The 25078-nt window shown below is 66.4% G+C and carries 23 protein-coding genes; 19 read left to right on the top strand and 4 right to left on the bottom strand.

The genetic code is table 11. The annotated features are described in order from the left end of the window. Nucleotides 1-2 precede the first annotated feature (2 nt). From holA to hemW, 4 genes are all read left to right on the top strand, one after another. Entirely contained in the window at nt 3-1016 is a 1014-nt protein-coding gene (holA, locus tag FS388_RS00525; protein WP_146338641.1) for a DNA polymerase III subunit delta, read from the top strand. Nucleotides 1017-1255: 239 nt separating this feature from the next. After that, entirely contained in the window at nt 1256-1516 is a 261-nt protein-coding gene (rpsT, locus tag FS388_RS00520; protein ID WP_146338638.1) for a 30S ribosomal protein S20, read from the top strand. 106 nt (nt 1517-1622) lie between these two features. Continuing rightward, on the top strand, nt 1623-3485 hold the full coding sequence (lepA, locus tag FS388_RS00515) for a translation elongation factor 4 (protein WP_146338635.1): 1863 nt from the start codon (nt 1623-1625) through the stop codon (nt 3483-3485). Next, nucleotides 3486-4760, top strand: a complete 1275-nt coding sequence (gene hemW / locus FS388_RS00510; protein ID WP_146338632.1) for a radical SAM family heme chaperone HemW — start codon at nt 3486-3488, stop codon at nt 4758-4760. Between the two features lie 52 nt (nt 4761-4812). Here hemW and FS388_RS00505 read toward each other — a convergent pair whose 3' ends face one another. Then, entirely contained in the window at nt 4813-5217 is a 405-nt protein-coding gene (locus tag FS388_RS00505; protein WP_246836238.1) for a DUF4870 domain-containing protein, read from the bottom strand. A 76-nt stretch (nt 5218-5293) separates the two neighbouring features. Further along, nucleotides 5294-6151: a DUF3097 family protein gene (locus FS388_RS00500; protein WP_146338627.1), complete on the bottom strand. Its 858-nt coding sequence runs from the start codon at nt 6149-6151 to the stop codon at nt 5294-5296. Between the two features lie 113 nt (nt 6152-6264). Here FS388_RS00500 and hrcA point away from each other — a divergent pair, with 113 nt between their 5' ends. From hrcA to era, 7 genes are read left to right on the top strand one after another with little or no spacing between them, the layout of a single operon-like run. Then, a complete protein-coding gene (hrcA, locus tag FS388_RS00495) occupies nt 6265-7290 on the top strand; it encodes a heat-inducible transcriptional repressor HrcA (protein WP_146338624.1) in 1026 nt (341 codons plus the stop codon). A 30-nt stretch (nt 7291-7320) separates the two neighbouring features. Next, on the top strand, nt 7321-8439 hold the full coding sequence (dnaJ, locus tag FS388_RS00490) for a molecular chaperone DnaJ (RefSeq protein ID WP_146338621.1): 1119 nt from the start codon (nt 7321-7323) through the stop codon (nt 8437-8439). 19 nt (nt 8440-8458) lie between these two features. Beyond that, nucleotides 8459-9250, top strand: a complete 792-nt coding sequence (locus tag FS388_RS00485; protein WP_146338618.1) for a 16S rRNA (uracil(1498)-N(3))-methyltransferase — start codon at nt 8459-8461, stop codon at nt 9248-9250. Nucleotides 9251-9281: 31 nt separating this feature from the next. After that, a complete protein-coding gene (locus tag FS388_RS00480; RefSeq protein WP_246836330.1) occupies nt 9282-10313 on the top strand; it encodes a PhoH family protein in 1032 nt (343 codons plus the stop codon). Then, on the top strand, nt 10313-10813 hold the full coding sequence (gene ybeY, locus FS388_RS00475) for an rRNA maturation RNase YbeY (RefSeq protein WP_146338615.1): 501 nt from the start codon (nt 10313-10315) through the stop codon (nt 10811-10813). Before FS388_RS00480 ends, ybeY begins: the two co-directional genes overlap by 1 nt. Beyond that, complete coding sequence (locus FS388_RS00470; RefSeq protein ID WP_146338612.1) at nt 10810-12219, top strand: hemolysin family protein; 1410 nt, start codon at nt 10810-10812, stop codon at nt 12217-12219. Before ybeY ends, FS388_RS00470 begins: the two co-directional genes overlap by 4 nt. Next, complete coding sequence (gene era / locus FS388_RS00465) at nt 12216-13193, top strand: GTPase Era (RefSeq protein ID WP_146338609.1); 978 nt, start codon at nt 12216-12218, stop codon at nt 13191-13193. Before FS388_RS00470 ends, era begins: the two co-directional genes overlap by 4 nt. Nucleotides 13194-13223: 30 nt before the next feature. Here the strand turns inward: era and aspS are convergent, their stop codons facing one another. Both aspS and hisS read right to left on the bottom strand, forming a co-directional pair. Continuing rightward, nucleotides 13224-15020: an aspartate--tRNA ligase gene (gene aspS, locus FS388_RS00460; protein ID WP_146338606.1), complete on the bottom strand. Its 1797-nt coding sequence runs from the start codon at nt 15018-15020 to the stop codon at nt 13224-13226. Nucleotides 15021-15087: 67 nt separating this feature from the next. Continuing rightward, the gene (gene hisS, locus FS388_RS00455; protein ID WP_146338603.1) at nt 15088-16419 is read right to left on the bottom strand and encodes a histidine--tRNA ligase; all 1332 of its coding nucleotides are present in this window, start codon (nt 16417-16419) and stop codon (nt 15088-15090) included. Nucleotides 16420-16513: 94 nt separating this feature from the next. On the opposite strand from hisS, the gene FS388_RS00450 reads away from it, so the two are divergent. The 8 genes from FS388_RS00450 to nusB all read left to right on the top strand — a co-directional run bounded on the left by FS388_RS00450 (nt 16514) and on the right by nusB (nt 25019). Next, nucleotides 16514-17803 (top strand): DUF349 domain-containing protein, encoded by a 1290-nt coding sequence (locus tag FS388_RS00450; RefSeq protein ID WP_146338599.1) that lies wholly within the window; start codon nt 16514-16516, stop codon nt 17801-17803. Nucleotides 17804-18421: 618 nt separating this feature from the next. Beyond that, on the top strand, nt 18422-20020 hold the full coding sequence (mltG, locus tag FS388_RS00445; protein WP_146338597.1) for an endolytic transglycosylase MltG: 1599 nt from the start codon (nt 18422-18424) through the stop codon (nt 20018-20020). Beyond that, nucleotides 20017-20913: a shikimate dehydrogenase gene (locus FS388_RS00440; RefSeq protein WP_168198539.1), complete on the top strand. Its 897-nt coding sequence runs from the start codon at nt 20017-20019 to the stop codon at nt 20911-20913. Before mltG ends, FS388_RS00440 begins: the two co-directional genes overlap by 4 nt. Before the next feature lie 43 nt (nt 20914-20956). Continuing rightward, nucleotides 20957-22213 carry a chorismate synthase gene (gene aroC / locus FS388_RS00435; RefSeq protein WP_146338593.1) on the top strand — a complete coding sequence of 419 codons (1257 nt, stop codon included), beginning with the start codon at nt 20957-20959 and terminating at the stop codon, nt 22211-22213. Nucleotides 22214-22218: 5 nt separating this feature from the next. Next, nucleotides 22219-22773 (top strand): shikimate kinase, encoded by a 555-nt coding sequence (locus tag FS388_RS00430; protein WP_146338591.1) that lies wholly within the window; start codon nt 22219-22221, stop codon nt 22771-22773. A 2-nt stretch (nt 22774-22775) separates the two neighbouring features. Next, nucleotides 22776-23975, top strand: a complete 1200-nt coding sequence (aroB, locus tag FS388_RS00425) for a 3-dehydroquinate synthase (protein ID WP_146338589.1) — start codon at nt 22776-22778, stop codon at nt 23973-23975. Nucleotides 23976-24035: 60 nt separating this feature from the next. Further along, entirely contained in the window at nt 24036-24593 is a 558-nt protein-coding gene (gene efp / locus FS388_RS00420) for an elongation factor P (protein ID WP_146338586.1), read from the top strand. Nucleotides 24594-24599: 6 nt separating this feature from the next. Beyond that, nucleotides 24600-25019 carry a transcription antitermination factor NusB gene (nusB, locus tag FS388_RS00415; protein WP_146338583.1) on the top strand — a complete coding sequence of 140 codons (420 nt, stop codon included), beginning with the start codon at nt 24600-24602 and terminating at the stop codon, nt 25017-25019. Nucleotides 25020-25078: the final 59 nt, after the last annotated feature.

The raw sequence follows: 25078 nt of genomic DNA, 5'->3' as shown, positions 1-25078 counted from the left end.
CTGTGGCTGTGCGCAGCGCCGGGAGAGCCGGTGGACCGAAGGGCGGGGCGGTCAGCTTCCGCACCGCCGAGCCCGCCCCCGTTGTTCTTCTGCGCGGCGCCGAAGACTACCTCGCCTCGCGTGCTCTCGATCGCATCAAGGCCGCGCTGCGTGAGAAGCACTCCGAGCTCGAGTACACGCGCATGGACGTGTCGGAGGCGGTCGTCGGCGAGCTGTCCACCCTCGCATCTCCGTCTCTGTTCGGGGAGCCCCGGCTGATCCTCGCCGAAGACGTCGCGAAGACGAGCGATGCGTTCCTGTCGGATGCCCTCACATTCCTCGAACAGCCAGTCGATGAGGACGTCACGCTCGTGCTTCGCCATACCGGCGGAAATCGTGGCAAGAAGCTCCTCGATGCACTCAGCAGGAGAGCGGTCGTCGTCGACTGCGCCGCCGTGAAGTCAGACACCGACAAGCTCGAGTTTCTCCGCCAGGAGTTCAAAGGGGCGGGGCGCACCATCCATCCCGACGCCGCCCGGGCCCTCGTCGCGGCCGCCGGAGGAACCTTGTCGGACCTCGGCGCCGCCGCGCAGCAGCTGATGCGCGATGTGCCCGGGGATGTGACCGCGGAGCATGTGGACAAATACTTCGGCGGTCGCGTCGAAGCCAGCGCATTCAAAGTGGCTGACGCGGCGTTCGAAGGGCGCGGTGAGGCCGCCATGCGGCTGTACCGGCACGCTCTTGCCACGGGAGTGGCGCCCGTGGCGGTGACCGCTGCACTTGCGCGCAAGGGGCGCCAAGTGGGGGCCCTCGTCGACCATCGCGGACGCCCAGACCAGCTCGCATCCGCCCTGGGAGCTGCGCCGTGGCAGCTGCAGCAGAGCGCCGAGACCGCACGCCGATGGACGCCCCGCGCGGCGGCCCGTGCAGTTGAGGCCATTGCCCGTGCCGACGCCGAGGCGAAGGGCGCCGGGCGCACCCCCGAGTACTCGGTGGAGCGGGCCCTTGCCGCGATCGCAGCCGACGCTGGGCGCTGACGATGCGCGCTCGCGAAAATGGCTCTCCTCTCTGATAAAGTAGAAAATTAGTGTCTTGAGGTCTGTAGAAGGATCTCAGCGCGCCCGACGACGGCATCAGCGCCTGCGGCTCAGGGCCCCTCTACCCGACGGGCCGCAGGTCTTATCGCCATGGTGCCCCACACCACTGAAGTCTTCAGCCGTCATGGATCGGGAACGCGCAGCCCGTCAACGACGCACACAGAACAGGAATAACCGCGATGGCAAACATCAAGTCTCAGAAGAAGCGCATCCTCACCAACGAGAAGGCCCGGCAGCGCAACCAGGGCGTCAAGTCCGAGCTGAAGACAGCTGTGAAGAAGGTCCGCAACGCTGTTGCCTCCGGTGACAAGGACGCGGCCGTTGCAGCTCACCGCTACGCGGCCATGAAGCTGGACAAGGCCGCCTCCAAAGGTGTGATCCACAAGAACCAGGCGGCGAACCGCAAGTCTGGTCTGGCAGCCAAGGTGAACGCTCTCTGATCACCCGCTCTGCCGTTCGAAGGCTCCGCTCCTCACTGGGGCGGAGCCTTCGGCGTATTATGGAGCACTGATTCTCCCCGCCGCCGAGCAAAGGATGTCCCACCTCGTGTCACCCAAGGCCAGCTCCCCACTGGTGCCTGCCAAGACGGACCCTGCGTCGATTCGCAACTTCTGCATCATTGCCCACATCGACCACGGCAAGTCCACCCTGGCAGACCGGATGCTTCAGCTGACCGGAGTGGTCGAGCCTCGCGACATGAAGGCCCAGTACCTGGACCGGATGGACATCGAGCGAGACCGCGGCATCACCATCAAATCCCAGGCTGTCCGCATGCCCTGGGGTTACAACGACGGCACGTACGCGTTCCATATGATCGACACCCCCGGCCACGTCGACTTCTCATACGAGGTGTCGAGATCACTCGCCGCCTGCGAAGGCGCGGTTCTGCTGGTCGACGCCGCACAGGGCATCGAGGCGCAGACCCTCGCCAACCTGTACCTGGCTATGGAGCATGAGCTGGCCATCATTCCGGTCCTCAACAAGATCGACCTCCCCGCAGCCCAGCCCGACAAGTACGCAGCGGAGATCGCAGGGCTTATCGGCTGCGAGCCCGAAGATGTGCTCCGCGTCTCGGGGAAGACCGGCGAAGGCGTCGAAGACCTGCTGGACAAGATCGTCGAGGAGGTTCCTGCTCCGGTGGGGGACGAGGATGCTCCGGCCCGAGCGATGATCTTCGACTCTGTCTATGACACGTATCGGGGCGTCGTGACGTTCGTGCGCGTGGTGGACGGCTCTCTGGGCCACCGGGAGAAGATCCAGATGATGTCCACCGGGGTGACGCACGAGCTCTTGGAGATCGGCGTCTCCTCGCCCGAGCCGGAGCCCACCAAGGGTCTCGGAGTCGGTGAGGTCGGATACCTGATCACAGGTGTGAAGGATGTGCGCCAGTCCAAAGTCGGTGACACTGTGACGGCTGCCAACAAGCCGGCGGAGAGCATCATCGGCGGCTACCAGGAGCCCCGTCCGATGGTCTTCTCCGGGCTGTTCCCCATCGACGGCTCAGACTTCCCCGTACTGCGTGAGGCCCTGGAGAAGCTGCAGCTGAACGACGCTGCGCTGAACTTCGAGCCCGAGACCTCCACCGCCCTCGGATTCGGCTTCCGTGTGGGCTTCCTCGGCCTTCTCCACCTGGAGATCACCCGGGAGCGGCTCGAGCAGGAGTACGGCCTGGACCTGATCTCCACCGCGCCGAACGTGATCTACCAAGTGACCGCGGAGGATGGGGAGCACCACCAGGTGACCAACCCATCAGAGTTCCCCGAAGGAAAGATCTCGGAGATTCGCGAGCCGATCGTTGACGCCACCGTCATCGTCCCGGCCGAGTTCATCGGCCCGGTGATGGAGCTGTGCCAGTCCCGCCGCGGCCAGATGAAGGGCATGGACTACCTCTCCGAAGAGCGGGTGGAGATCCGCTACGTCATGCCGCTGGCCGAGATCGTCTTCGACTTCTTCGACCAGCTCAAATCGCGCACCAAGGGGTACGCGTCCTTGAACTGGCAGGGGACCGGCGAACAGGTCGCGGACCTCGTCAAAGTGGACATCCTCCTTCAGGGCGACAAGGTGGACGCATTCTCCGCCATCACGCACCGTGATCAGGCCTACAGCTACGGGGTCAGAATGGCCTCTAAGCTCAGGGAGCTCATTCCGCGTCAGCAGTTCGAGGTCCCCATTCAGGCAGCGATCGGAAGCCGCATCATCGCCCGCGAGAATATCCGCGCCATCCGCAAGGATGTCCTCTCGAAGTGCTATGGCGGGGACATCAGCCGCAAGCGCAAGCTGCTCGAGAAGCAGAAGGAGGGCAAGAAGCGGATGAAGATGGTCGGCACCGTAGAAGTGCCGCAGGAAGCCTTCATCGCCGCGCTGAGCTCCGACGAGGACGCCGGCAAGGAGAAGGCGGGCAAGAAGTAGGTGGCACCCTCCGCCCTGCCTGTGGGCGACCCTGTCCCAGCTGACGGATCATTTCCCCTGACCATCCGCCAGGCTCTGCAGGCCAGAGCCGACATCCCCCTGGGCCTCTACGTGCATATCCCGTTCTGCTCCGTGCGGTGCGGGTACTGCGACTTCAACACGTATACGGCTGAGGACCTGGGGCCGGGAGCGTCACGCCAGTCATACCCGGACACGCTGATTGAGGAGCTGAGATTCTCCCGCGGCGTCTTGGACTCCGCCGCCGCACCCGCCCGGGAGCTCTCCACCGTGTTCTTCGGCGGCGGCACTCCAACGCTGCTGCCTGCAGAGGAGCTCGGCCGCATCCTGGGAACGGCAAGAGACCTCTACGGGTTCCGGGCCGACGCCGAGATCACCGCGGAGGCGAACCCGGATACGGTGACCCTCGACTCGGCGAGAACATTGGCTGAGGCGGGATTCACCCGCATCAGCCTGGGCATGCAGTCGGCTGTTCCGCACGTCCTGCGCACGTTGGACCGCACGCATGACCCTCGCAACGTTCCTGCGGCTGTCGATGCCGCCCGCTCAGCGGGACTGGAAGTCAGTGTTGATCTGATCTACGGAACTCCCGGCGAGTCGCTCGAGGATTGGCGAGCGAGCCTCGAGGCAGCCATCAGCATGTCACCTGACCATGTGTCGGCCTATTCGCTGATCGTGGAAGAGGGGACCGCCATGGCCGCCGCTGTGAAGAGGGGTCAGCTTCCGGATATCGACGGCGATGATCACGCTGACAAGTACATGCTGGCCGATGAGCTGCTGAGGGCAGCGGGATACGACTGGTACGAGGTCTCAAACTGGGCGCGTTCGCCGGAGACCAGGTCCGAGCACAACCTGAACTACTGGCTGGACTCTGACTGGTGGGGGGCTGGACCGGGTGCGCATTCCCACATGGCAGGGCTGCGCTGGTGGAACGTCAAGCACCCCGCCGCCTACGCCCAGCGGCTTCATGGAGGCACCACGCCTGGTCACGGCCGCGAAAAGCTCGACGAGGAATCCCTGGCACTGGAGCACCTCATGCTGCGCCTGCGCATAGCCGAGGGGCTCGACATTGCTCAGTACAGCCGCCTGCCTGGCGCTGAGGAGATCAGCTCCGCCCGTCTTGATCAGTTGGCCGCGCAGGGGCTCCTCGAGCGGGAGGCTCTCACTCCCACACCGGAGCACCCGGCGGGCCGAGCCGTCCTCACACTGAACGGTCGGCTGCTGGCGGACGCCGTCACTCACCAGCTTTCGAGCTGAGCCCTCGCGGCGCCCTCGGAGGAGCAATTTATGGGCCTGGCGCCCGCGGCCGCTACTGAATGAACCTGAAGTTCAAGCGATAGCGGTAGGGCCGTCCCTTGTTGCACTCCGCGCCGGCGACCAATCCTGTGATGGCCATGATGGCCCAGAGGAACACGGCGACCAGGCTGAAGATCCAGCCCACGGCGGGGAGGTACCCGAGTGCGAAGAGCACGACGAGGACCACGGTGAGCGGGAGCGTGAAGTTCAGCGCCTCCCGGGACTCCTGCGCCGTGAAGGGGCCGCGGTCCCTGAAGATGAAATAGATGGCCGCAGAGGGCAGGCATCCTGCGATGCCGCCGAAATGCGACAGAGTCGCCCACCGGCGATCCTCCTCAGGCGTAAGAGGAGGAGCCGAGGAATCGGAGCCGCGCATGAGCTGGGAGGCGGTGGGGCGGGAAGGGTGCGACTGCGGCATGTCCCTCATTTTACGTCTCTTCGGCTGAACGTGCGCTGATCCCATGGCCGCGCCCGAAACGGCGTGTCATGGATCGTCAGCCGTCTTCGACAGTGACGAAGTCGATGAGCTCCTCGACCCGTCCCAGCAGTGAGGGCTCCAGGTCTGCGTAGCTCCGCACCCGTCCTAGAATCTGCTTCCAGCCGGCTGCGATGTGGCGCTGGTCAGCGTGGGGGAGTCCCAGGGCCTTGAGGGTGCCCACTTTGATGTCCGTTCCGCGGGGGATGTGGGGCCACGCCTGGAGGCCGACCCGTTCGGGCTTCACTGCCTGCCATACGTCCACGTAGGGGTGTCCGAGGATGAGGACGTTTCCGCGAGCCCCGGGCCGCCCCATCGTCTCCTCGGCAATCCGAGTCTCCTTCGAGCCCGCCACAAGGTGGTCCAGCAGCACGCCGAGTCTGCGGTGAGGAGCAGGCTGGAAGTCTGCGACTGCACCGGCGAGGTCATCAGCGCCGTGCAGAGGCTCGACCACGATGCCCTCGCCGCGGAGATCATCGCCCCACACCTTCTCCACCAGCTCAGCATCGTGCGTGCCCTCGACCCATATGCGGGAGGCCCGGGCGGTGCGGGCCCTCGGCGGGGCGCCCTCAGCGGCGAAGGAGCCGGAGGCGGTGCGCCGTCGGACGGGCTCCGCAGACCCGCGCTGCGGAGCACGAAGCTCCACAGGCCTGCCGTCCACCAGGAAGCCTGCCCCCAGGGGGAAGGTGCGTACGGCTCCTCGGCGATCTTCGAGCCGGACGCTGGGCACCCCGTGGACCTGCTCCAGCCCGACCACGGCGCCCACCCAGCCGGTCTCCCGATCCTCCACGACGGCCCCGGGCTCGGCATCATGCGTCGGCAGGCTGGGGCGTCGTTGCGCAGTCAGATCCTGCGGGCCCCACGAATCAATAGGCATGATGCAGAACTCTACTGAGGCGGCGTGAGGGGCTGCGGGCGGCACGCCATAGGGGCGCCGCAGTCACCCGTATAATTAGCAGTCGAGATCGTAGAGTGCTAAGGAGGTGCGCGGTGTCTGATACCCGTCGGCTGCAGGTGCTGCGAGCCATCGTGGAGGACTACGTCCACACCCGGGAGCCTGTGGGATCGAAGGCACTCGTGGAGCGCCACAATCTGGACGTGTCGCCGGCGACGATCCGGAACGACATGGCTCAGCTGGAGGAGGACGGGCTCATTGCAGCGCCGCACACGTCGGCCGGACGCATTCCGACCGACTCCGGCTACAGGCTGTTCGTGGACCGGATCTCAGAGGTCCGCCCGCTGTCCCGAGCTGAGCGGCGGGCCATGGACCTGCTCGCAGAGACCACTGATGATCACGAGGCCATGCTGGAGCAGACGGTGCGGCTCCTCGCTACGCTGACGAATCAGGTCGCCGTCGCTCAGTATCCGCAGAGGAGCTCAGCGAAGATCCGCCACGTGGATGTGATTCCTGTCACGGAGATGCGGACTGTGGTGATCGTGATCCTCTCGACCGGCAAGGTGGAGCAGCGCATGGTCACGCTGGCCGAGCCCGTGCATGAGGATTCGCTGCACACCATCGGCCTCAGGCTCAGCGAGAAGCTCTCGGGACGCCCAGCCTCTGCCGTGCCCCTGCCCGCGGAGAGTCTCATGGCCTCTGTGGAGCCTGCTCTGCAGCCGGTGATGGCGATCATCGCCAACGCCCTGGAGGGCGTTCTGGAGTCAGGGCGGGTGGATCGCATCATCATGGCCGGCACTGCTAACCTCGCCAAGTCAGGCGGCGACCTCGGCCCCTCCATCGCTCCGATCCTCGAAGCTCTGGAGGAGCAGGTCGTCCTGCTGCGTCTGCTGCACGAGATGCAGCAGGATCGGCGGGGCGTCTCCATCCGCATCGGTCAGGAGACTTCGCACCAGTCGCTGGCGGAGACCTCCGTGGTCGCCGCCGAATATGTGTCCTCCCGAGCTGGGGGCGACGGAGCCAAGCTGGGCATCGTCGGCCCCACCCGGATGGACTACACCTCAACGATGTCGGCCGTGCGGGCCACTGCGCGGTACCTCTCGCGCATTCTGTCCGAATAGAGAACCACAAAAGGGTGAGATTCACAGCTGATGAGCTCTGACTACTACGAGGCGCTCGGCGTCTCCCGGGACGCCTCGACCGAGGAGATCAAAAAGGCATATCGGAAGCGGGCTCGCAAGCTCCACCCCGATGTCAACGGTGCGGAGGACGCCGAGGATCAGTTCAAGCTCCTCGGCACCGCCTACGAGGTCCTCTCCGACCCCCAGAAGCGCCAGAACTACGATGCCACGGGCGACCCGGAGGGCAGGCCGTCCGGGTTCGGCGGCGGCGGAGGAGGCTTCGGAGGCTTCAGCGACATCTTCGAGACGTTCTTCGGCGGAGGCGCGGCAGGTCCGGCAAGCCGCACCCGCAGGGGGCAGGACGCGCTGGTGCGCGTCCGCATCGACCTTCGCGACGCCGTCTTCGGCACCACCAAAGAGGTCGAGGTCGAGACGGCCGTGGGCTGCTCGGTGTGCGACGCCTCGGGCATGCAGCCGGGCACCAAGCCCAGCACCTGTCCGGACTGCCACGGGCAGGGTCAGATTCAGCGCCCTATGCGCTCCATCCTCGGCACCGTGGTCCAGACGCAGACGTGCCCGCGCTGCACCGGCTTCGGGAACATCATCGAGGACCCGTGCAAGGAGTGCGACGGGCAGGGCCGCGTGCGCGAGCGGCGGACCCTCAAGGTCAAGATCCCCGGCGGCGTAGATCGCGGCAATCGCATCCACCTGTCCGGTGAGGGAGAGGCAGGCGTCGCCGGAGGGCCTCCGGGCGACCTCTTCATCGAGGTGGACGTCCGTCCCCACGATGTGTTCACCCGTCGCGGAAACGACCTGCACGCCACTGTCACGGTCCCGATGGCTTCGGCAGCCCTGGGCACGACGACCACGATCGAGACCTTCGACGGTGTCGAGGATCTCGACGTGAAGCCGGGAACCCAGTCGGGCGAGGTCATCACCCTGCGGGGCAAGGGCGTTGCTCACCTGCGCGGCACAGGGCGCGGGGACCTCAAGGTTCACCTGAAGGTGGAGACGCCCACCAAGCTCAACGACAAGCAGCGCGAGCTCTTGAAGATGCTGGCCGAGGAGCGCGGCGACAAGCCCGGCGAATCCTCTACGGAGCACAAGGGAATGTTCAAGAAGTTCCGCGAGGCCTGGGAGTCGCTGTGAGCGTGACGCAGGCGGGGCTGTGACTGCTCCGCTGTTCCATATGGCGCCTGGCTCTCTCGATGAGGTCCAGGTCGGCTCCCCGGTGCTGCTGGACGGGGCGGAGGGCCACCACGCAGCGACGGTGATGCGACTGCAGGCGGGCGAGGACGTCCTGCTGTCGGACACGCAGAACACATTGGTCACCGGTGTCGTTCTGGAATCGGGGCAGGGGCGGCTCATGGTCGAGGTGGTGGCGACCCGCACCGAACCTCAGCAGGTGCCCGAACTCGTCCTGGTTCAGGCCCTCGCGAAGGACAAGCGCGACCTCCAAGCCGTGGAGTCCGCCACCGAACTGGGGGTCGATCGTGTGATCCCCTGGCAGGCCGACCGATCAGTGGCACGCTGGAAGGCCGGGCGCGAGCAGAAGAAGCATGCGGAGTGGACAGGCACCGCCGGCTCGGCGGCCAAGCAGACTCGGCGGATACGCGTCCCAGTCGTGGAGCCGATGTGCACGTCGCGGCAGTACGTCCAGCGCATCGCCGCCGATCCGAACGCTGCGGTTCTGGTGCTCGACGAGGCCGACGAGGTCAGTCTCCACGACGGTCTCAGGCGGTGCGGCGCACTGCAGGACGGCAGCCCCCGTCCGGATGAGCTTCACCTCGTCGTCGGCCCGGAGGGCGGGATCAGTCCCGAGGAGCTGGGTCGGCTGCGAGACGCTGGAGCCCATCCCTGCAGGCTGGGTCCGCACGTGCTCCGCTCCTCGACCGCAGGCCCTGCTGCGCTGGCCGCGGTCCAGCTCCTACTCGGGCGCTGGGACCTCCCGCTATCCTGATCTGTGACGATGTCGACTATGACAAGTGAGGCTGCTCATTACCGCGACCCCGAATGCTGAAGAGCGCGAGGCCCCTCAGGCCGAGCGACAGGTCACCTTCGCAGACGCCGAGACGATGTTCCGCACCCTGGGCGTGCAGGATCTGGCTGTACGCATTCTTGCCGGCATATACCCCGATGCGAGCATCGGACTGCGTGAGCGGCAGATCACGGTCAGAGGCCGCACCAGCGAGGTGGCCCAGATCGTCGAGGTCCTCACGCAGCTGAGGACGCTCGCCGCGTCCGGCACCACTGCCACCGAGGAGCTGGCCGAGCAGATCATCACGATGGTTCGATCGCAGAACTCCACGACCTCGGCGCGTATGGTTTCGACGAATATCCTCTCCCACAGGGGACGAACGATCCGTCCCAAGACCGCCAATCAGCAGCGGTACGTGGAGACGATCGACGAATCGACGGTGGTCTTCGGCATCGGGCCAGCCGGCACCGGAAAGACGTACCTGGCTATGGCGAAGGCGGTTCAGGCCCTCCAAGCCAAAGAGGTCAACCGAATCATCCTCACTCGGCCCGCCGTGGAGGCGGGGGAGAAGCTGGGCTTCCTGCCCGGGTCGCTCAACGAGAAGATCGACCCCTATCTGCGTCCGCTGTACGACGCGCTGCACGACATGCTCGAACCGGAGTCGATCCCGCAGCTGATGGCCTCAGGCACCATCGAGGTCGCGCCTCTGGCGTATATGAGGGGCCGTACCCTCAACGACTCCTTCATCATCCTGGACGAGGCGCAGAACACCACCGCTGAGCAGATGAAGATGTTCCTCACCCGTCTCGGCTTCAACTCCAAGATCGTCGTCACCGGTGACATCACTCAGGTCGACCTGCCCCACGGGACCGACTCCGGGCTTCGGACCGTGCTGGACATCCTCGGCGGCGTCGACGACATCACCATTACCCGCCTGACGTCCGAAGACGTGGTTCGCCATGAGCTGGTGGGCCGCATCGTCGACGCGTACGAGCGGCACCAGGCTGACCAGCAGCCCGCACGGCGTGGGCGAGAGGAGCGCTGATGAGCGTCTCCATCAGCGACGAATCGGGGCAGGAGACGGTCTCTGCCGAAGGTTTGGCCGAGCTCACGGACCTCGTCGCATTCCTCTACGCGCAGATGCACTTGGGCAGGGAGGTGGAGCTGGCGGTCACCCTCTGCGATGAGTCGCGCATGGAGCAGCTGCACCAGGAATGGATGAGCCTGCCGGGCGCCACCGACGTGATGAGCTTCCCCATGGACGAGCTCTCACCCGGTCTGCCCGGCCACGTCGTGGAGACCGGCACCCTCGGAGACATTGTGCTCTGCCCGACGGTGGCTGCGGCGCAGGCCGAAGCCCACGGCCACAGCATCCTCGACGAACTGTGCCTGCTGACCGTCCACGGGGTGCTGCATCTTCTGGGATACGAGCACGACACCCCCGAGGCGCGCTCCGAGATGTTCCACCTCCAGAGGGTTCTCCTCGAGGAGTTCCTGGGCCGCGATGCCCCGGTTCCCACAGAGAGCGACCCCGGCTCAGCATGATCGTCACCCTCCTGCTCCTCGGAGCGCTGGCAGCGGCCGCGCTGGCCTTCCTGCTGTCGACCGCGGAGGCAGCCTTCATTCGGCTGACGCGCAAGGAGGCGGAGGAGATCGCGGAGAGGCTGGGCTCCCGCGCCGTTCACCGAATCCTCGAGGAGCCTGTGCCGCATACGCTGGCACTCCAAATGTGGCGATGGGTCCTGACCACCATTGCCGTGGTGCTGATCACCGCTACGGCGGTGATCCTGTTCAACGACCTGGTCGTGGGCGCGATCGTGGCTGCGCTGGCCCTGACGCTGAGCGGATTCGTGTCCGCTGCGATCTCTCCGCGCAAGGTGGGCCGGGCGCAGCACGAATTCATCTCCGCGGCCACAGCGCGGATGGTCCGAGGGCTTCGCATGAGCCTGGGGCCCATCCCGCAGTGGCTCTCCGCTGCGGGTGTGAAGCTCTTTCCCGGGACGGCCGGAGGCGACCAGGGCTTCTTCGACGACGACGAGCTCCTGGAGTACATCGCTCGGGCCAACGAGTCCGACGTCATCGAGGACGCCGAGGCGGAGCTGATCCAATCGGTGTTCGAGATGTCCAGCACGCGGGTCAGAGCCGTGATGGTGCCCCGCACAGACATGGTGACGATCGACGCGGACGCCACACTGGAAGAGGCCATGACCCTGTTCCTCCGATCGGGCTACTCCCGGGTCCCTGTCATTCGCGGTTCCGCAGACGACATCACCGGAATGATCTATCTGAAGGATGTCGCCTACCTGGAGCACATGCTCCGCATCGGTCGTGCGCCCGAGCACTTCTCCTCCCGGGGTCCTGAAACCATCACGGCCGAGGAGCTGCAGCGCGATGTCCGCTACGTTCCGGAGTCCAAGGCGGTCGGTGAGTTCCTCTCTGAGCTGCAGCGCGAAACCACCCACGTGGCCATCGTCATCGACGAGTACGGCGGCACCGCCGGCATGGTGACGATGGAGGATCTCATCGAGGAGCTTGTGGGGGAGATCGTCGACGAGTATGACCATGAGGACGCCGAGCTCGAGCCGTTGGAGGACGGCCGGCTGAGGCTCTCCTCGCGGATGGGCATCGACGACTTCGCCGCTGCGTTCGCCATAGACCTTGAGGATGAGGAAGACGTCGATACCGTGGGCGGGCTCCTGGCCAAGCATCTGGGCAGGGTCCCCATCGCCGGCTCTGAGGTGGAGATACCGCGCAGGAACGGCACGACCGTGGTGCTCCACGCGGACCGGCTCACCGGGCGGCGCAACAGAGTCAGCCACGTGCTGGCCTGGGAGTCCGAGCGCCACCGCGGCGCCCGGGGCGCTGTGGGCACGGCCGATGAGCAGTCGGCGCTGACAGACGACCACCACCAGGAGAGTCCCTCCGCAACAGAGAGTGAGAGAGCCCGATGACAGATGGCGTGCTGCTCGACGAATTCCCCGAGCACGACGAGAACTACCGCGCCGGATTCGCCTCATTCGTGGGTCGTCCCAACGCCGGCAAGTCCACCCTGACCAACGCGCTGGTGGGGGAGAAGGTGGCCATCACCTCGTCGAAGCCTCAGACGACGCGGCACACCGTCCGCGGAATCGTCACGCGCCAGGGCGCACAGCTGGTGCTCGTGGACACGCCTGGTCTCCACCGGCCGCGCACCCTGCTGGGGTCCCGGCTGAATGATCTGGTCGTGGACACGCTCAGCGAGGTCGATGCGATCGGCTTCTGCCTGCCCGCGGATGAGAAGGTCGGCCCGGGGGACAGGTTCATCGCCGCTCAGCTGGCGAAGGTCTCGCACAAGCCTGTGGTCGCTCTGGTGACCAAGATCGACACGGTTGCCCCCTCTCAGGTGCCGGAGAAGCTCATCGCAGCCGACCAGCTGGGACGTGAGCACCTCGCGGGTGAGAAGAAGCAGGCGGACGGCTTCGCCGCCATCATTCCGGTCTCGGCAGTCGACGGGACCCAGGTGGACACGGTGGCTGATGAGCTGACCAAGATGATGCCCATCTCACCGCCGCTCTACCCCACGGGCGAGCTGACGGATGAGCCGGAGGCTGTCATGATCGGCGAACTGGTGAGGGAAGCGGCCCTGGAGGATGTGCGCGACGAGCTTCCCCATTCCATCGCCGTCACCGTTGAGGAGATGACGCCGCGCGAGGGGCGGCCGGACGACAGGCCCCTGCTCGACGTATACGCCACCATCCATGTGGAGCGGGACTCGCAGAAGGCGATCATCATCGGCAAGGGTGCCGGCCGGCTGAAGCAGATCGGCTCCCAGGCGCGTCAGGGGATCACCAAGCTCCTGGGCACCCCGGTGCACCTGGACCTTCGCGTGAAGGTGACCAAGGAGTGGCAGCGTGACGCGAAGAAGCTGAACAGGCTGGGATTCTGAGCCAGCCCGCTCAGCTTCCTGCGGCGCCCACTAGGACTTCTGGCTGTCCCCCGCTGGGTGGGCGGCCTTAGGCTCCGGCCTGTGGTCCACGCCGGCCTCCTTGCGCTGCTGGCTCGTGATGGGGGCCGGGGCGGCGGTCAGGGGGTCGAAGCCGCCGCCGGTCTTCGGGAAGGCGATGACTTCGCGTATCGAATCCTCTCCGGCGAGGAATGCCACGGTGCGGTCCCAGCCGAATGCGAAGCCGCCGTGCGGTGGAGCCCCGTACTTCATGGCATCGAGCAGGAATCCGAACTTCTCCTGTGCTTCGTCCTCGGGAATGCCCATGACGTTGAAGACCCGCTCCTGGATGTCCTGCCGATGAATACGGATCGAGCCGCCGCCGATCTCGTTGCCGTTGCACACCAGGTCGTAGGCATAGGCCAGGGCTTCTCCGGGGTCGGTGTCGAACGTGTCCATGAACTCCGGCTTGGGCGCGGTGAACGCGTGGTGCACTGCGGTCCAGCTGCCGCCGCCGACGGCGACGTCGCCGGCCGCAGTCGCCGCGGCGGCGGACTCGAACATCGGAGCGTCGACCACCCACACGAAGGACCAGCTGCCTTCTTCGATCAGACCCAGTCGCTGCGCGATCTCGTTGCGCGCCGCCCCCAGCAGCGCCCGCGACGGTGCTGCCTCGCCCGCGCCGAAGAAGATGCAGTCGCCCGGCTCCGCGCCGACCGCTGCGGCCAGACCGTCCCTCTCCTCCTCTGAGAGGTTTTTGGCGACAGGGCCTCCGAGCGTCCCGTCCTCCTGCACCAGCACGTATGCCAAGCCTTTGGCGCCTCGCTGCTTGGCCCACTCCTGCCACGCGTCCAGCGTCCGTCGGGGCTGGTCGGCCCCTCCGGGCATCACCACCGCGCCCACATAGGGCGCCTGGAACACGCGGAAGGGTGTGCTGCTGAAGTACTCGGTGAGCTCGGTGAGCTCAAGGCCGAATCGGAGGTCGGGCTTGTCGGTTCCGAACCTCCGCATCGCTTCCCGGTAGGTGATGTGGGGGATCGGGGTGTCGATATCCGTGCCGATGAGCCTCCACAGGCGACGGACAAGCTCCTCCACCAGCGAGATGATGTCGTCCTGCTCGACAAAGCTGGCCTCGATGTCCAGCTGGGTGAACTCCGGCTGCCGATCGGCTCTGAAGTCCTCGTCCCTGTAGCAGCGGGCGATCTGGTAGTACTTCTCGACACCGCCGACCTGGAGGAGCTGCTTGAACAGCTGCGGCGACTGGGGCAGGGCGTACCAGGATCCGGGGGCCAGTCGCGCGGGCACCAGGAAGTCGCGTGCCCCTTCTGGGGTGGAGCGGGTCAGTGTGGGGGTCTCGACTTCGGTGTAGCTCTGCTCGTGCAGGAACTCTCGGGCCACCCGGTTCGCCTCGGAGCGCAGCCGCAGCGCGCGGGCGGGCCCCGGCCGGCGCAGGTCCAGATACCGGTGCTTCAGGCGCGCCTCTTCGCCGACTTCGACGTGCTCGTCCACCTGGAAGGGCAGGGCCTGGGCCTTGTTGAGCACCTCAAGCTCAGAGACGAGGATCTCCACCTCGCCGGACGCGATGCTGGGGTTCTCATTGCCCTCTGGGCGCTTAGCGACGGCGCCGGTGATCTTCAGCACCCACTCGTTCCTCAGCGGGTCGAAGTCCTCTTCGTCGCGAACGACGACCTGGGCCACTCCGGAGGCGTCCCGGAGATCGAGGAAGGCGACGCCGCCGTGGTCGCGTCGGCGGGCGACCCACCCGGAGAGGGTCACGGTCTGGCCAATGAGCTCGGCGCTGATCTCGCCGGCGTTGTGAGTGCGGAGCACGGGTTTCCTCGTCGTTGTTGGTGCAGTTCGAGCGGATGGATGCCCGGCTGGTGCCGGGACGGGGCGGTCAGCCCCTGATGACCTGCGGACGCAGATCCTCAGCCGGTGGGGACCATGTCATCGGGTCAGCTGCGTGCTGCTCACCCGATCGGATGTCCTTGACCTCGTGGCGTCCCTCCGCGTCAGTGAACCACACGAAGGGAATGCCGCGCCGGTCGGCGTATTTGATCTGCTTGCCGAACTTGTCGGCGCTGTAGGCGACTTCGGCGCTGATGCCGCGTTCCCGCAGCTGCTCGGCGGTCGCCGTCGCAGCGTTCCAGTCGTCGTCGGTGCGGAGGGTGACGTACACCGCTGTCGGCACCTGGCGCGACGCCCTGAGGGCCTCTGAGTCGAGCAGGGCCGAGAGCAGGCGGGTCACGCCGATGGAGAGCCCCACGCCCGGATAGGACTTCCGGCCTGCGGATGCCAGTGATTCGTAGCGGCCTCCGGAGCAGATGGACCCGAGGTGCTCGTACCCCTTCAGCACGGTCTCGTAGACGGTCCCCGTGTAGTAGTCGAGGCCTCGGGCAATGGAGAGATCGGCCGCAGCGGTGCCGGGCGCCTGCTCGTTGAGGGCGTTCATCACCTCTGTCAGCTCAGACAGGCCCTCCTCGAGCAGCTCGTTGCTCTCGGTGCCCTCGAGCAGGTCGCGCACCTGCTCGGCGAAGCTCGCGTCGGTGGTGCGGATCTGCGCCAGCGCCAGCGCCTTCTTCGTCTGCTTCCGCGAAGCTCCCACTGCATCGGCGAGCTCAGACTCGACCTGCTGCGCACCGATCTTGTCCAGCTTGTCCACGATGCGGAGCACGGCAGGAGCGTCGTCCATGCCGATGGCCGTGTAGAACCCGGCGGAGAGCTTGCGGTTGTTCAGGCGCAGGGTGAACTCACCGATCTTGAGGGCCTGCAGAGCCTTGGCGATCACGACTGCCAGCTCGGCGTCCGCGCGGAACGGCAGCGACCCGTCCCCGATGATGTCTACGTCCGCCTGGGTGAATTCGCGGAAGCGTCCGGCCTGCGGCCGCTCCCCGCGCCACACCTTCTGAATCTGATATCTGCGGAATGGGAACGCCAGGTGTCCCGCGTTCTCCACGACGTAGCGGGCGAACGGCACGGTGAGGTCGAAGTGCAGGGCCAGGCGCCCCCTGTCTGACCCTTCGTCGTGGATCCGAGAGATCGTGTAGACCTCCTTGTCCACCTCGCCCTTGTTCAGGAGCGTGTCGAGGGTCTCGACAGCACGGGACTCGATGTTCGCGAAGCCGTGGGACTCGAATACTCTGCGCAGGGTGTCGAGCATGTGCACCTCCACCAGCCGTTCGGCCGGCAGCAGCTCCAGATAGCCGGAGAGGGAGGCATTACGGGCCATATGTGCTCAGGACTCCTTGTGCGTGGGGCGTGAGGGCGTGGCAATCATACCGGTGGTGAGGTGCTGGGGACGCGTTCCGGTTACGCTGGAATCTATGAGCCGCGCTGCCGTGAAGCCGACATACCACCAGACCTCACTCGATGAGGCCCGTGAGCGTGCCCGAGTCGATGAGGAAGGGCACGTCTATCTCAAGCCCCCCGAAGAGGGAAGCGAGGAGATCTACGTCGGCCAGTACTCTGCGGCAGGCGAGGAGCAGGCACTGGCCTACTTCACGCGCAAGTTCGACGAGCTCTACAACCGCGCCCTGCTTCTCGGCGCCCGGGTGGCCACCCAGGCCGACGGCGCGAAGTCGCTGCGCGCGAGCCGGATCGCGCTCCTCAAGGAGCTGGATGACGGCGCCTGGGTCGGGGACGTCAGTGCCCTTCGCGCTCTGCTCGCCGAGATCGAAGGCGGCATTGAGAGCATCGCGGCTGAGGAGGAAAAGGCGCACCAGGCTCTTGCTGAGGAGCGGCTCGCGGCTCGCGAGGAGATCGTCGTGGAGGCCGAGCAGCTGGCCGCGGGGGATGAGGAGAGCACGCACTGGAAGAACGCCCAGGCGCGGATGGCCGAGCTCTTCGAAGCGTGGAAGGCCGAGCAGCGGACCACGCCCCGCCTGAGCAAGGCGCAGGAGGACCCGCTCTGGAAGCGTTTCCGCGAAGCCCGCTCCACCTTCGAGCGTCGCCGCAAGGCATTCTTCGTCAAGCGGGACAAGGACGCCGCTGAGATCAAGAAGGCCAAGGACGAAATCATCGCCGAGGCGGAGAAGCTCAGTGCCTCACGCGATTTCGGGCCTACGACCAAGGCGTACCACCGCCTGATGGACCAGTGGAAGGCCTTGGGGCGCGGCCCCCGCAAAACGGAGGATGCCCAATGGAAGCGATTCCGGGCCGCTCAGGATGTCTTCTTCTCCGCCAGAGACCAGGCCAACGCTCAGACGGATGCTGAATTCGCCGAGAACCTCCGGGTGAAGGAGGACATCCTCTCCAAGCTGCGTGAGCTGATGCCGTTCACCAAGCCTGCCGCCGTCAGGGAGCGCTACTTCAAACTGATCGACGAGTGGGATGCCGCCGGCAAAGTGCCCCGGCAGGACGTGAAGCGCATGGAGCGATCCCTGGCGGAGGTTCAGGATGCGTTCCGTGAGGCCAGCTCCACCACCAAAGCGGAGTCGGCCTCGCCGAAGGACGAGCGGCAGGAGGCCATGCTCGCACAGCTGGAGGACACTATCGCCGGCCTCGAAAGGGACCTCGCACACGCTCGCGAAAGCAACGATTCCAAGGCCATCAGCGAGGCAGAGGAGGCTCTCGCGGCACGCCGGAGTTGGCTCCAAATGCTGAAATCGGCTTAAAGTAACGGAGATATTACAATTATGAGCGCCCTGGGATCAGCTGGCATCGATCTCCGTGCGCCTGTCCATGTCCCCGACCGTGCCCCTGTGAGGATTCTGCGTGAGCGATGAACAGCCCCCTGAGGCGGGCTCCAGGCGTCGTCGCCGCGAAATCCGCGAGGCGCGGGAACGCGAACGTGCGGCCGAGCGCGAGAGCGAGTCGGCAGTTCGAAGGCTGAGCACCTCAACTCCATCCTCCGAGCGCCAGACCCCTCCGCTCTTCGACCAGGAGGAGCTGGAGCGCAGGCGCCGCCGCGGTGAGCCCCTCGACGGTCAGCGCTCAGGATCGCTTCGCGAACGCACAGCCGCCTCAGCCTCAAGCGCCGACGCTGCCGGAGCAGCTTCGCGACGGGCGCGGCGCGAGCAGCAGGAGCGCGAGCGTCAGGCAGCCCTGAACCAGCAGCTTGCCGAGCGGAAGAAGGCGGAGCAGGAGGCCGCGGAACGAGCCGCCGCGCCTCGCGGTGCAGCCTTCTACGCGGGCTCCGGGCTCGACGCGGAGTGGAATGGAGGGGCTCCGCTCCGCAGCCTGTCCCCTCCGCCGGGGAGCAGAGGCCCCCCGCCGGCATTCGGCGCGAACAGATGCCGTCGGAACAGCCTGCGGAGCCGAACGGGCAGCGCCAGAAGCCCTTCCCGCAGCCGCCGGCAGCCCCATCGGCGGCTTCGGGCGAGGCCGCCCCGTCCCGCAGATCCCCGCAGCCGGAGCCTGCACGCGAATCCCAGGAGCCGAGCGGCTCCCCCAGGGCCGATTCTGACGACCCGCACCCCACTCAGGCTGTGCCGGCCGCTGTGCCTCCCACGCCCTTTGACGAGGTGGTCGCTGGCTCCCCGTCAGACGCTGAGCAGGGCGAGGACTTCTATGAGGATGCTCATCAGGACGATGAGAGCTTCCACGAGCTCAACGGCTTCGAAGAGCTTGACTGGGACGACTTTGAAGCGGGACTGCCTGAGTACGACGAAACCGGCGCTCCGGTGCTCGTCGCGGCCTCGGACTTCGGCCGCGGCTACCAGACAGTCCAGCCTATGGAAGGGCGCATGAGCCTCACCGCACTGAAGGCGAAGAAGGCAAAGCGCCGTCGTCGCAACATCACCCTGGCCCTCGTGCTGGGCGTATTCGCCGCCATGGTCATCGGCGTCGTCGCCGTGGTCCAGAGCTTCCTCGGAGGAGAGGAGGCCGTGACGGACTATGAGCAGGCCTCCGGCGAGACGATTGACTTCGAGGTCCGGGAGGGCGATGGATTCGAGACCGTCGGAAACCGCCTGATCGAGCAAGACATCGTGGCGTCCTGGGATGCCCTCTCCGGCGCCTTCCAGGCCGCTGATGCCGACGGGGAGATGGGAACCCTTCAGCCCGGCGAGTACCAGATGCAGGAGCAGATGCCTGCGGACGAGGCCATCGAGGCTCTGTTCGCGGAGGGCCCGGCTCAGCTCGTCGTGGGCATCGCCCCAGGCATCTGGATCGATGACGCCCTCGACGAGATCGCTGCGCGAACCCCCTTCAACCGCCAGGAGATCGACGACGCAGCAGCCGACCCCCAGGCGTATGGGCTCCCTGACGAGGCGGAGACGCTCGAGGGCTATCTGGCTCCCGGCGAGTACACCTGGGAGGTCGAGGAGGAGCCTTCGGCCGAAGAGGTTCTGCAGGACATGGTCGACGAGACGTTCTCCCGCTTGGACGACCTGGGCATTGAGGACGAGGAGGAGCAGTGGGAGACAGTGACCATCGCCTCCCTCATCACCGCAGAGGCGAACCATGCCAACCCTGAGGACTATGACCTGATGTCCAGTGCCATCCAGAACCGTCTGGTGCCGGACAATCCAGAGACCGACGGCTACCTCTACATCGACGCCACCAGCAACTACGCCATGGGCGAGCACGACCTGCACATCGCCGCTGAGCACAGCCCGGAGGACCCCTACAACACCAGGACCAATCCTGGTCTGCCCCCGGGCCCCATCGGTGCTCCCACCCGGGCGACCCTTGAGGCAGCGATCAACCCGCCCGACACGGACTACCACTACTGGGTGACCGTCAACATCGAGACGGGCGAGACCGAGTTCGCCGAGGATCTGGCACAGCATGAGCAGTACGAGCAGCAGTTCCTCGCATACTGCGCCGACAACCCGGATGTCTGCAGTCCTGGCGAAGTGGATGCAGCCGAAGAGGAGCTCGACCTGTGAGCGTCGGGGCCTCCGGCGGGCCCCGACGCGCATGTGTTCTGGGCTCGCCCATCAGCCACTCGCGGTCGCCCCAGCTGCACTCCGCCGCCTATGCGTTTCTCGGCCTCGACATCGAGTACACGCGGCGGGATGTCGACCAGGATTCGCTGGAGACGTTTCTCCACGGTGAGGGGTCCGCGTCGGACTGGGTCGGATGGTCCGTCACCATGCCGCTCAAGGCCGCGATGGCGAGGCATGTGGATACACGTTCGGAGCGGGTCAGCTCTCTCGGCGTGCTCAACACTGTCGTCCTGAGTTCGGGCGAGGGCGGCCGTCTCTACGGCGAGAACACCGATGTCGACGGAATCGTCGGCGCGCTCACCGAGGCTGGAGTGCTCGAGCGGCAGGCCGGGGCCTTCGGCATCCTCGGGGCCGGAGGGACGGCATCGGCTGCCGCGGCTGCGGCGGCGGAGCTCGGATTCGACGAGGTGCGTGTCTACGCCCGCTCCCCGGAGCGTGCCGCTGCCCTTGGACCGGTCGCAGAGCGTCTGGGCCTGACGCTTCGTGCCTCGCCGCTCGAGGCACTGGCAGCGGACGTCCAGGCGCAGCGGCTCGCCGCGCTCGTCTCCACCTTGCCGCCCGGGGCGGCCGATGCTGCGGCCCAGACGGTGCTGCCAGGTGCGGAGGGTCCCGTTCTTCTTGACGCTGCCTATGAGCCCTGGCCCTCTGTGATCGCCGCCGCGTGGACCCGCAGCGGCTGGCCCGTCGTCAGCGGGCTTGTCATGCTTCTGCACCAGGCGGTTCGTCAGGTGGAGCTCTTCACCGCTGAGAGCAGGAATCCGGCCGGGAGCCTGTCTGCCGCCGACCGGGCTGAGATGGTCCGGAGCATGCGCGGCGCCGTCGGTCTCGGCTGACCCGCTGAGTACCTGACCCCTTACGAGATATAGGATGTTCTGCATGTTGCGCTGGCTCACCTCCGGAGAATCACATGGCAAGTCGCTCGTGGGCATACTCGAAGGCCTGCCAGCCGGAGTGTCCCTGACCACGTCGGACGTGCAGGAGAGGCTCGCTCGCCGACGCCTCGGCTACGGCCGGGGCGCCCGGATGAAGTTTGAGCAGGATCAGGTCAATCTGCTGGGCGGCGTCAGGCACGGACGGACGATGGGCGGGCCGCTGGCCATCGAGGTGGAGAACACCGAGTGGCCCAAGTGGCAGGTTGTGATGTCTGCGGACCCTGTTGACCCCGCCGCCCTGGAGGGCCTGGCCCGCAACGCGCCCCTGACGCGCCCCCGTCCCGGTCACGCCGACTACACAGGCATGCAGAAGTACGGCTTCGCGGAAGCGCGGCCTGCGCTGGAGCGCGCCTCGGCACGGGAGACCGCCACCCGCGTGGCGCTGGGCACCGCTGCGCAGCAGCTCCTGCGCGAGCTCGGCATCACCACGGTGTCCCACACTGTTGCCGTCGGCGCCGTCTCCGCCCCGGAGGAGGCAGCCCTGCCCGGCGCCGCTGACGTGGACCACCTGGATGCTGACCCGCTCCGATGCTTCGATGCAGCCACTTCGGAAGCGATGGTCGCCGAGGTCGACGCTGCACATAAGGCGGGGGAGACCCTCGGAGGCGTGGTAGAGGTCATTGTGGAGGGCCTTCCGCCCGGCCTGGGCTCATTCGTCCACTGGGACCGCCGGCTGGACTCTCGCCTGGCAGGCGCTCTGATGGGCATTCAGGCGATCAAGGGAGTGGAGGTCGGAGACGGCTTCCGCACCGCCGCGCGTCGCGGCTCAGAGGCCCATGACGAGATCGAGCTGGACGAGACCGGTCAGATCATACGAAGCACCAACCGTGCCGGCGGCATTGAGGGCGGCATGAGCATCGGCGACGTGCTGCGCGTACGTGCCGGCATGAAGCCCATCGCCACCGTGCCCAGGGCGCTGCGCACCGTGGACATGGCCACCGGCGAACCGACTACGGCTCACCACCAGCGCAGCGACGTGTGCGCTGTGCCTGCAGCCGGAGTGGTCGCCGAGGCCATGACGGCGCTGGTGATCGCGGATGCTGTGCTGGAGAAGTTCGGCGGCGACAGTGTGGATGAGGTGCAGCGCAATATGGCGACATATCGAGCCACCCTGCCGCAGCTCGGGACCGGAGCCTCAGCCGGCGGCGACGGAGACCCGCTGCAGGCGCCCGCCGGATTCGACGAGACGCTCAGTCGCTGATCGCTATGCCTGACCAGATTCCTGTACCGGTCCCGCCGGCGCAGCCGAACGTGGTGCTCATCGGCCCCATGGCATCGGGAAAGTCCAGCGTGGGGGCCGCTCTCGCTCGGCGACTCAGCCGTCCACACGTGGACTCCGACCAGTTCTTCGTGGCACGGCACGGTTCAGTGGCCGCTTTCTTCACTGCGCACGGAGAGGAGGCGTTCCGCCGAGCCGAGGAGACGATCGTGGCCGAGCTTCTGGCCTCACCGCGCCCGTCGGTGATCAGCCTCGGCGGTGGGTCGGTTCTCTCTGAGGCGACGAGGGAACGGCTGCGCCGCCACTTCGTCGTCATGCTCGATGTGACGGAGGAGCAGGCTCTGGCACGCATCGGCGATGCGGTCACGCGTCCCCTTCTGAAGGGGAACCCGGCTGCGGTCTGGAAGGGCATCTACGAGGAGAGGGAGCACCTCTACCGCCAGTGCGCAGACCTCGTCATCGATGCGTCGCACCACAGCGTCGAGGCTCGGGTCGATACCATCGAGAAAGAACTTCCGTCTCGCGAGGAGCTGAGATCCTAAGCATGAGCAGCACAACTGACCACACGGCCGAAGACCCTGCACTGGGGGAGGGCGCCGGGTCGCCCGGCGACGGCGGCGCCCCTGAGCCCGCAGCGATACGCGTGGGGGAGGGTGCCGGCACCGGCGGGCAGGAGCTCGGCTACGACGTGGTGATCGGCAACGGCCTGCTCTCGCGGCTGCCGGACATGATCGGCCCGGGCCCGGAGCGGGTGCTCGTCATCCACCCGCGTGCGCTTCGGGCCACCGGCGACGTCGTGCGCGAGGACTTGGAGAAGGCCGGCTACACGGCGCTTGTCGCTGAGATCCCGGACGCTGAGGAGGGCAAGCACATCCAGGTGGCCGCCTTCTGCTGGCAGGTTCTGGGGCAGAACGACTTCACCCGCTCGGACGCCGTCGTCTCCGTCGGCGGCGGCGCGGTCTCCGACACAGCAGGGTTCGTCGCCGCCACATGGCTCCGCGGCGTCAAGGTGATCCACATGCCCACCACGCTGCTCGGCATGGTCGATGCCGCCATCGGAGGAAAGACCGGCATCAACACGGCCGAGGGCAAGAACCTGGTGGGCTCCTTCCACCAGCCCGCCGGAGTTCTGGCCGACCTGGACACACTCATCACTCTTCCCCGCAACGAGCTGGTGGCGGGACTGGCCGAAGTGGTGAAGTGCGGCTTCATCGCCGACGAGCGCATCCTCGAGATCATCGAGGCCTCTCCGGAGGCTGCGCAGAACCCGCATTCGCCCCAGCTGCGTGAGCTGATCACACGCGCGATCCAAGTCAAGGTCGACGTCGTCTCGGTCGACGCGCACGAGGCAGGGGTCCGGGAGCGGGTCAACTACGGCCACACCCTCGGTCACGCCATCGAGCTTGCTGAGAGGTACCAGTGGCGCCACGGCGCCGCGATCTCGGTCGGAATGGTCTTCGCCGCTGAAGTGGCGAGAAGCTTGGGCCGGCTCACGGACGAGGAGGTCGACCGTCACCGGTCCGTCCTGTCCTCCCTGGGCCTGCCGATCACCTACCGCGACGATCGCTGGAACCAGCTGCTCGAGGGGATACGCCGGGACAAGAAGAACCGTGGCGACACCCTTCGGTTTGTGCTCCTCAACGGTGTGGGCTCGGCTGCCACAGTGGAGATCCCAGATGCTTCGCTGCTGTTCGCCGCCTACCAGGAGATCGGCGAGGAGCCGACGCAGACCGTCTCCCTGTAGGATGGCCTGCTGGTATTCGTGAATCGAGTCGAACACTCTGCGCAAGGCTGAGAGGAACCTGTGGCAAGCTCCAACGACATCAAGAACGGCTCCGTGCTGAAGCTCGAGGGTCAGCTGTGGAACACGCTGGAGTTCCAGCACGTCAAGCCCGGCAAGGGCGGCGCGTTCATCCGCACCAAGCTGAGGAACATCAGGTCGGGCAAAGTGGTCGACAAGACCTTCAATGCCGGGGCAAAGGTGGAGTTCGCCACGGTGGACCGGTCTGACTATCAGTACCTGTACCAGGATGGTGATGACTTCGTCTTCATGGACATGCGGGACTACGACCAGATCATCGTGCCCGCCTCGGTCGTCGGCAGCTCGGCGAACTATCTCCTCGAATCTGCTACGGCAACGATTGCGATGCACGAAGGCACTCCGCTCTACCTGGACCTGCCTCCTTCGGTCGAGCTGAAGATCACATACACCGAGCCGGGCATTCAGGGCGACCGCTCCAAGGCGGGCACCAAGCCGGCCACTCTGGAGACGGGCGCGGAGATCCAGGTGCCGCTCTTCGTCGATCAGGGCACCACAGTGAAGGTCGACACGCGCGGCGGCGAATACCTGGGGCGGGTCTGATCCTCCTTGGCTAAACGCAGCAGAGCTCGTCTTCGGGCGCTCGAGATTCTCTTCGAGGCCGAGCAGCGGAGCATGGCGCCCGATCACGTGCTGGCCGCCCGGACCCAGCACTCGGAGCTCACATCCAATGAGTATGTGACTGAGATCCTCAACGGTGTCACAGAGCATCAGGCCGAGATTGACGAGCTGCTCTCCACCTACGCCCGCGGCTGGACGCTGGAGCGTATGCCGCGGGTCGATGTGATGGCACTGCGCATCGGGGCCTGGGAGCTGCTCCACAACCCAGATATTCCTGATGGGGTGGCGGTGGCCGAAGCAGTGGCTCTGGTGCGTCAGATGTCCACCAACGAATCCCCCCAGTTCGTCAACGGGCTTCTGGGGCGCCTGCAGCAGCTGAAGCCGAGTCTCGGGGACGGTGAGGGCTGAGCCTGCGATAGGCTGAGCCCACTAGCCAACTCCTTTAATGATCGTCCTGTGAGGCGAGG

The sequence above is a fragment of the Nesterenkonia sp. NBAIMH1 genome, assembly GCF_007922635.1.
Lineage (GTDB): Bacteria > Actinomycetota > Actinomycetes > Actinomycetales > Micrococcaceae > Nesterenkonia > Nesterenkonia pannonica.
Note: the sequence above shows the minus strand (reverse complement) of the source record. Positions and strands in the feature narration are given on the sequence as shown.

What these genes read in the sequence shown, in the direction of transcription:
- hisS (WP_146338603.1), bottom strand. Translation starts at nt 16,419, where the DNA reads ATGGCCCGTAATGCCTCCCTCTCCGGCTATCTGGAGCTGCTGCCGGCC.
- mltG (WP_146338597.1), top strand. Translation starts at nt 18,422, where the DNA reads ATGCCGTCGGAACAGCCTGCGGAGCCGAACGGGCAGCGCCAGAAGCCC.
- dnaJ (WP_146338621.1), top strand. Translation starts at nt 7,321, where the DNA reads ATGAGCTCTGACTACTACGAGGCGCTCGGCGTCTCCCGGGACGCCTCG.
- FS388_RS00470 (WP_146338612.1), top strand. Translation starts at nt 10,810, where the DNA reads ATGATCGTCACCCTCCTGCTCCTCGGAGCGCTGGCAGCGGCCGCGCTG.
- ybeY (WP_146338615.1), top strand. Translation starts at nt 10,313, where the DNA reads ATGAGCGTCTCCATCAGCGACGAATCGGGGCAGGAGACGGTCTCTGCC.
- aroB (WP_146338589.1), top strand. Translation starts at nt 22,776, where the DNA reads ATGAGCAGCACAACTGACCACACGGCCGAAGACCCTGCACTGGGGGAG.
- aroC (WP_146338593.1), top strand. Translation starts at nt 20,957, where the DNA reads ATGTTGCGCTGGCTCACCTCCGGAGAATCACATGGCAAGTCGCTCGTG.
- era (WP_146338609.1), top strand. Translation starts at nt 12,216, where the DNA reads ATGACAGATGGCGTGCTGCTCGACGAATTCCCCGAGCACGACGAGAAC.
- rpsT (WP_146338638.1), top strand. Translation starts at nt 1,256, where the DNA reads ATGGCAAACATCAAGTCTCAGAAGAAGCGCATCCTCACCAACGAGAAG.
- FS388_RS00500 (WP_146338627.1), bottom strand. Translation starts at nt 6,151, where the DNA reads ATGCCTATTGATTCGTGGGGCCCGCAGGATCTGACTGCGCAACGACGC.
- FS388_RS00450 (WP_146338599.1), top strand. Translation starts at nt 16,514, where the DNA reads ATGAGCCGCGCTGCCGTGAAGCCGACATACCACCAGACCTCACTCGAT.
- FS388_RS00430 (WP_146338591.1), top strand. Translation starts at nt 22,219, where the DNA reads ATGCCTGACCAGATTCCTGTACCGGTCCCGCCGGCGCAGCCGAACGTG.
- FS388_RS00505 (WP_246836238.1), bottom strand. Translation starts at nt 5,217, where the DNA reads ATGCCGCAGTCGCACCCTTCCCGCCCCACCGCCTCCCAGCTCATGCGC.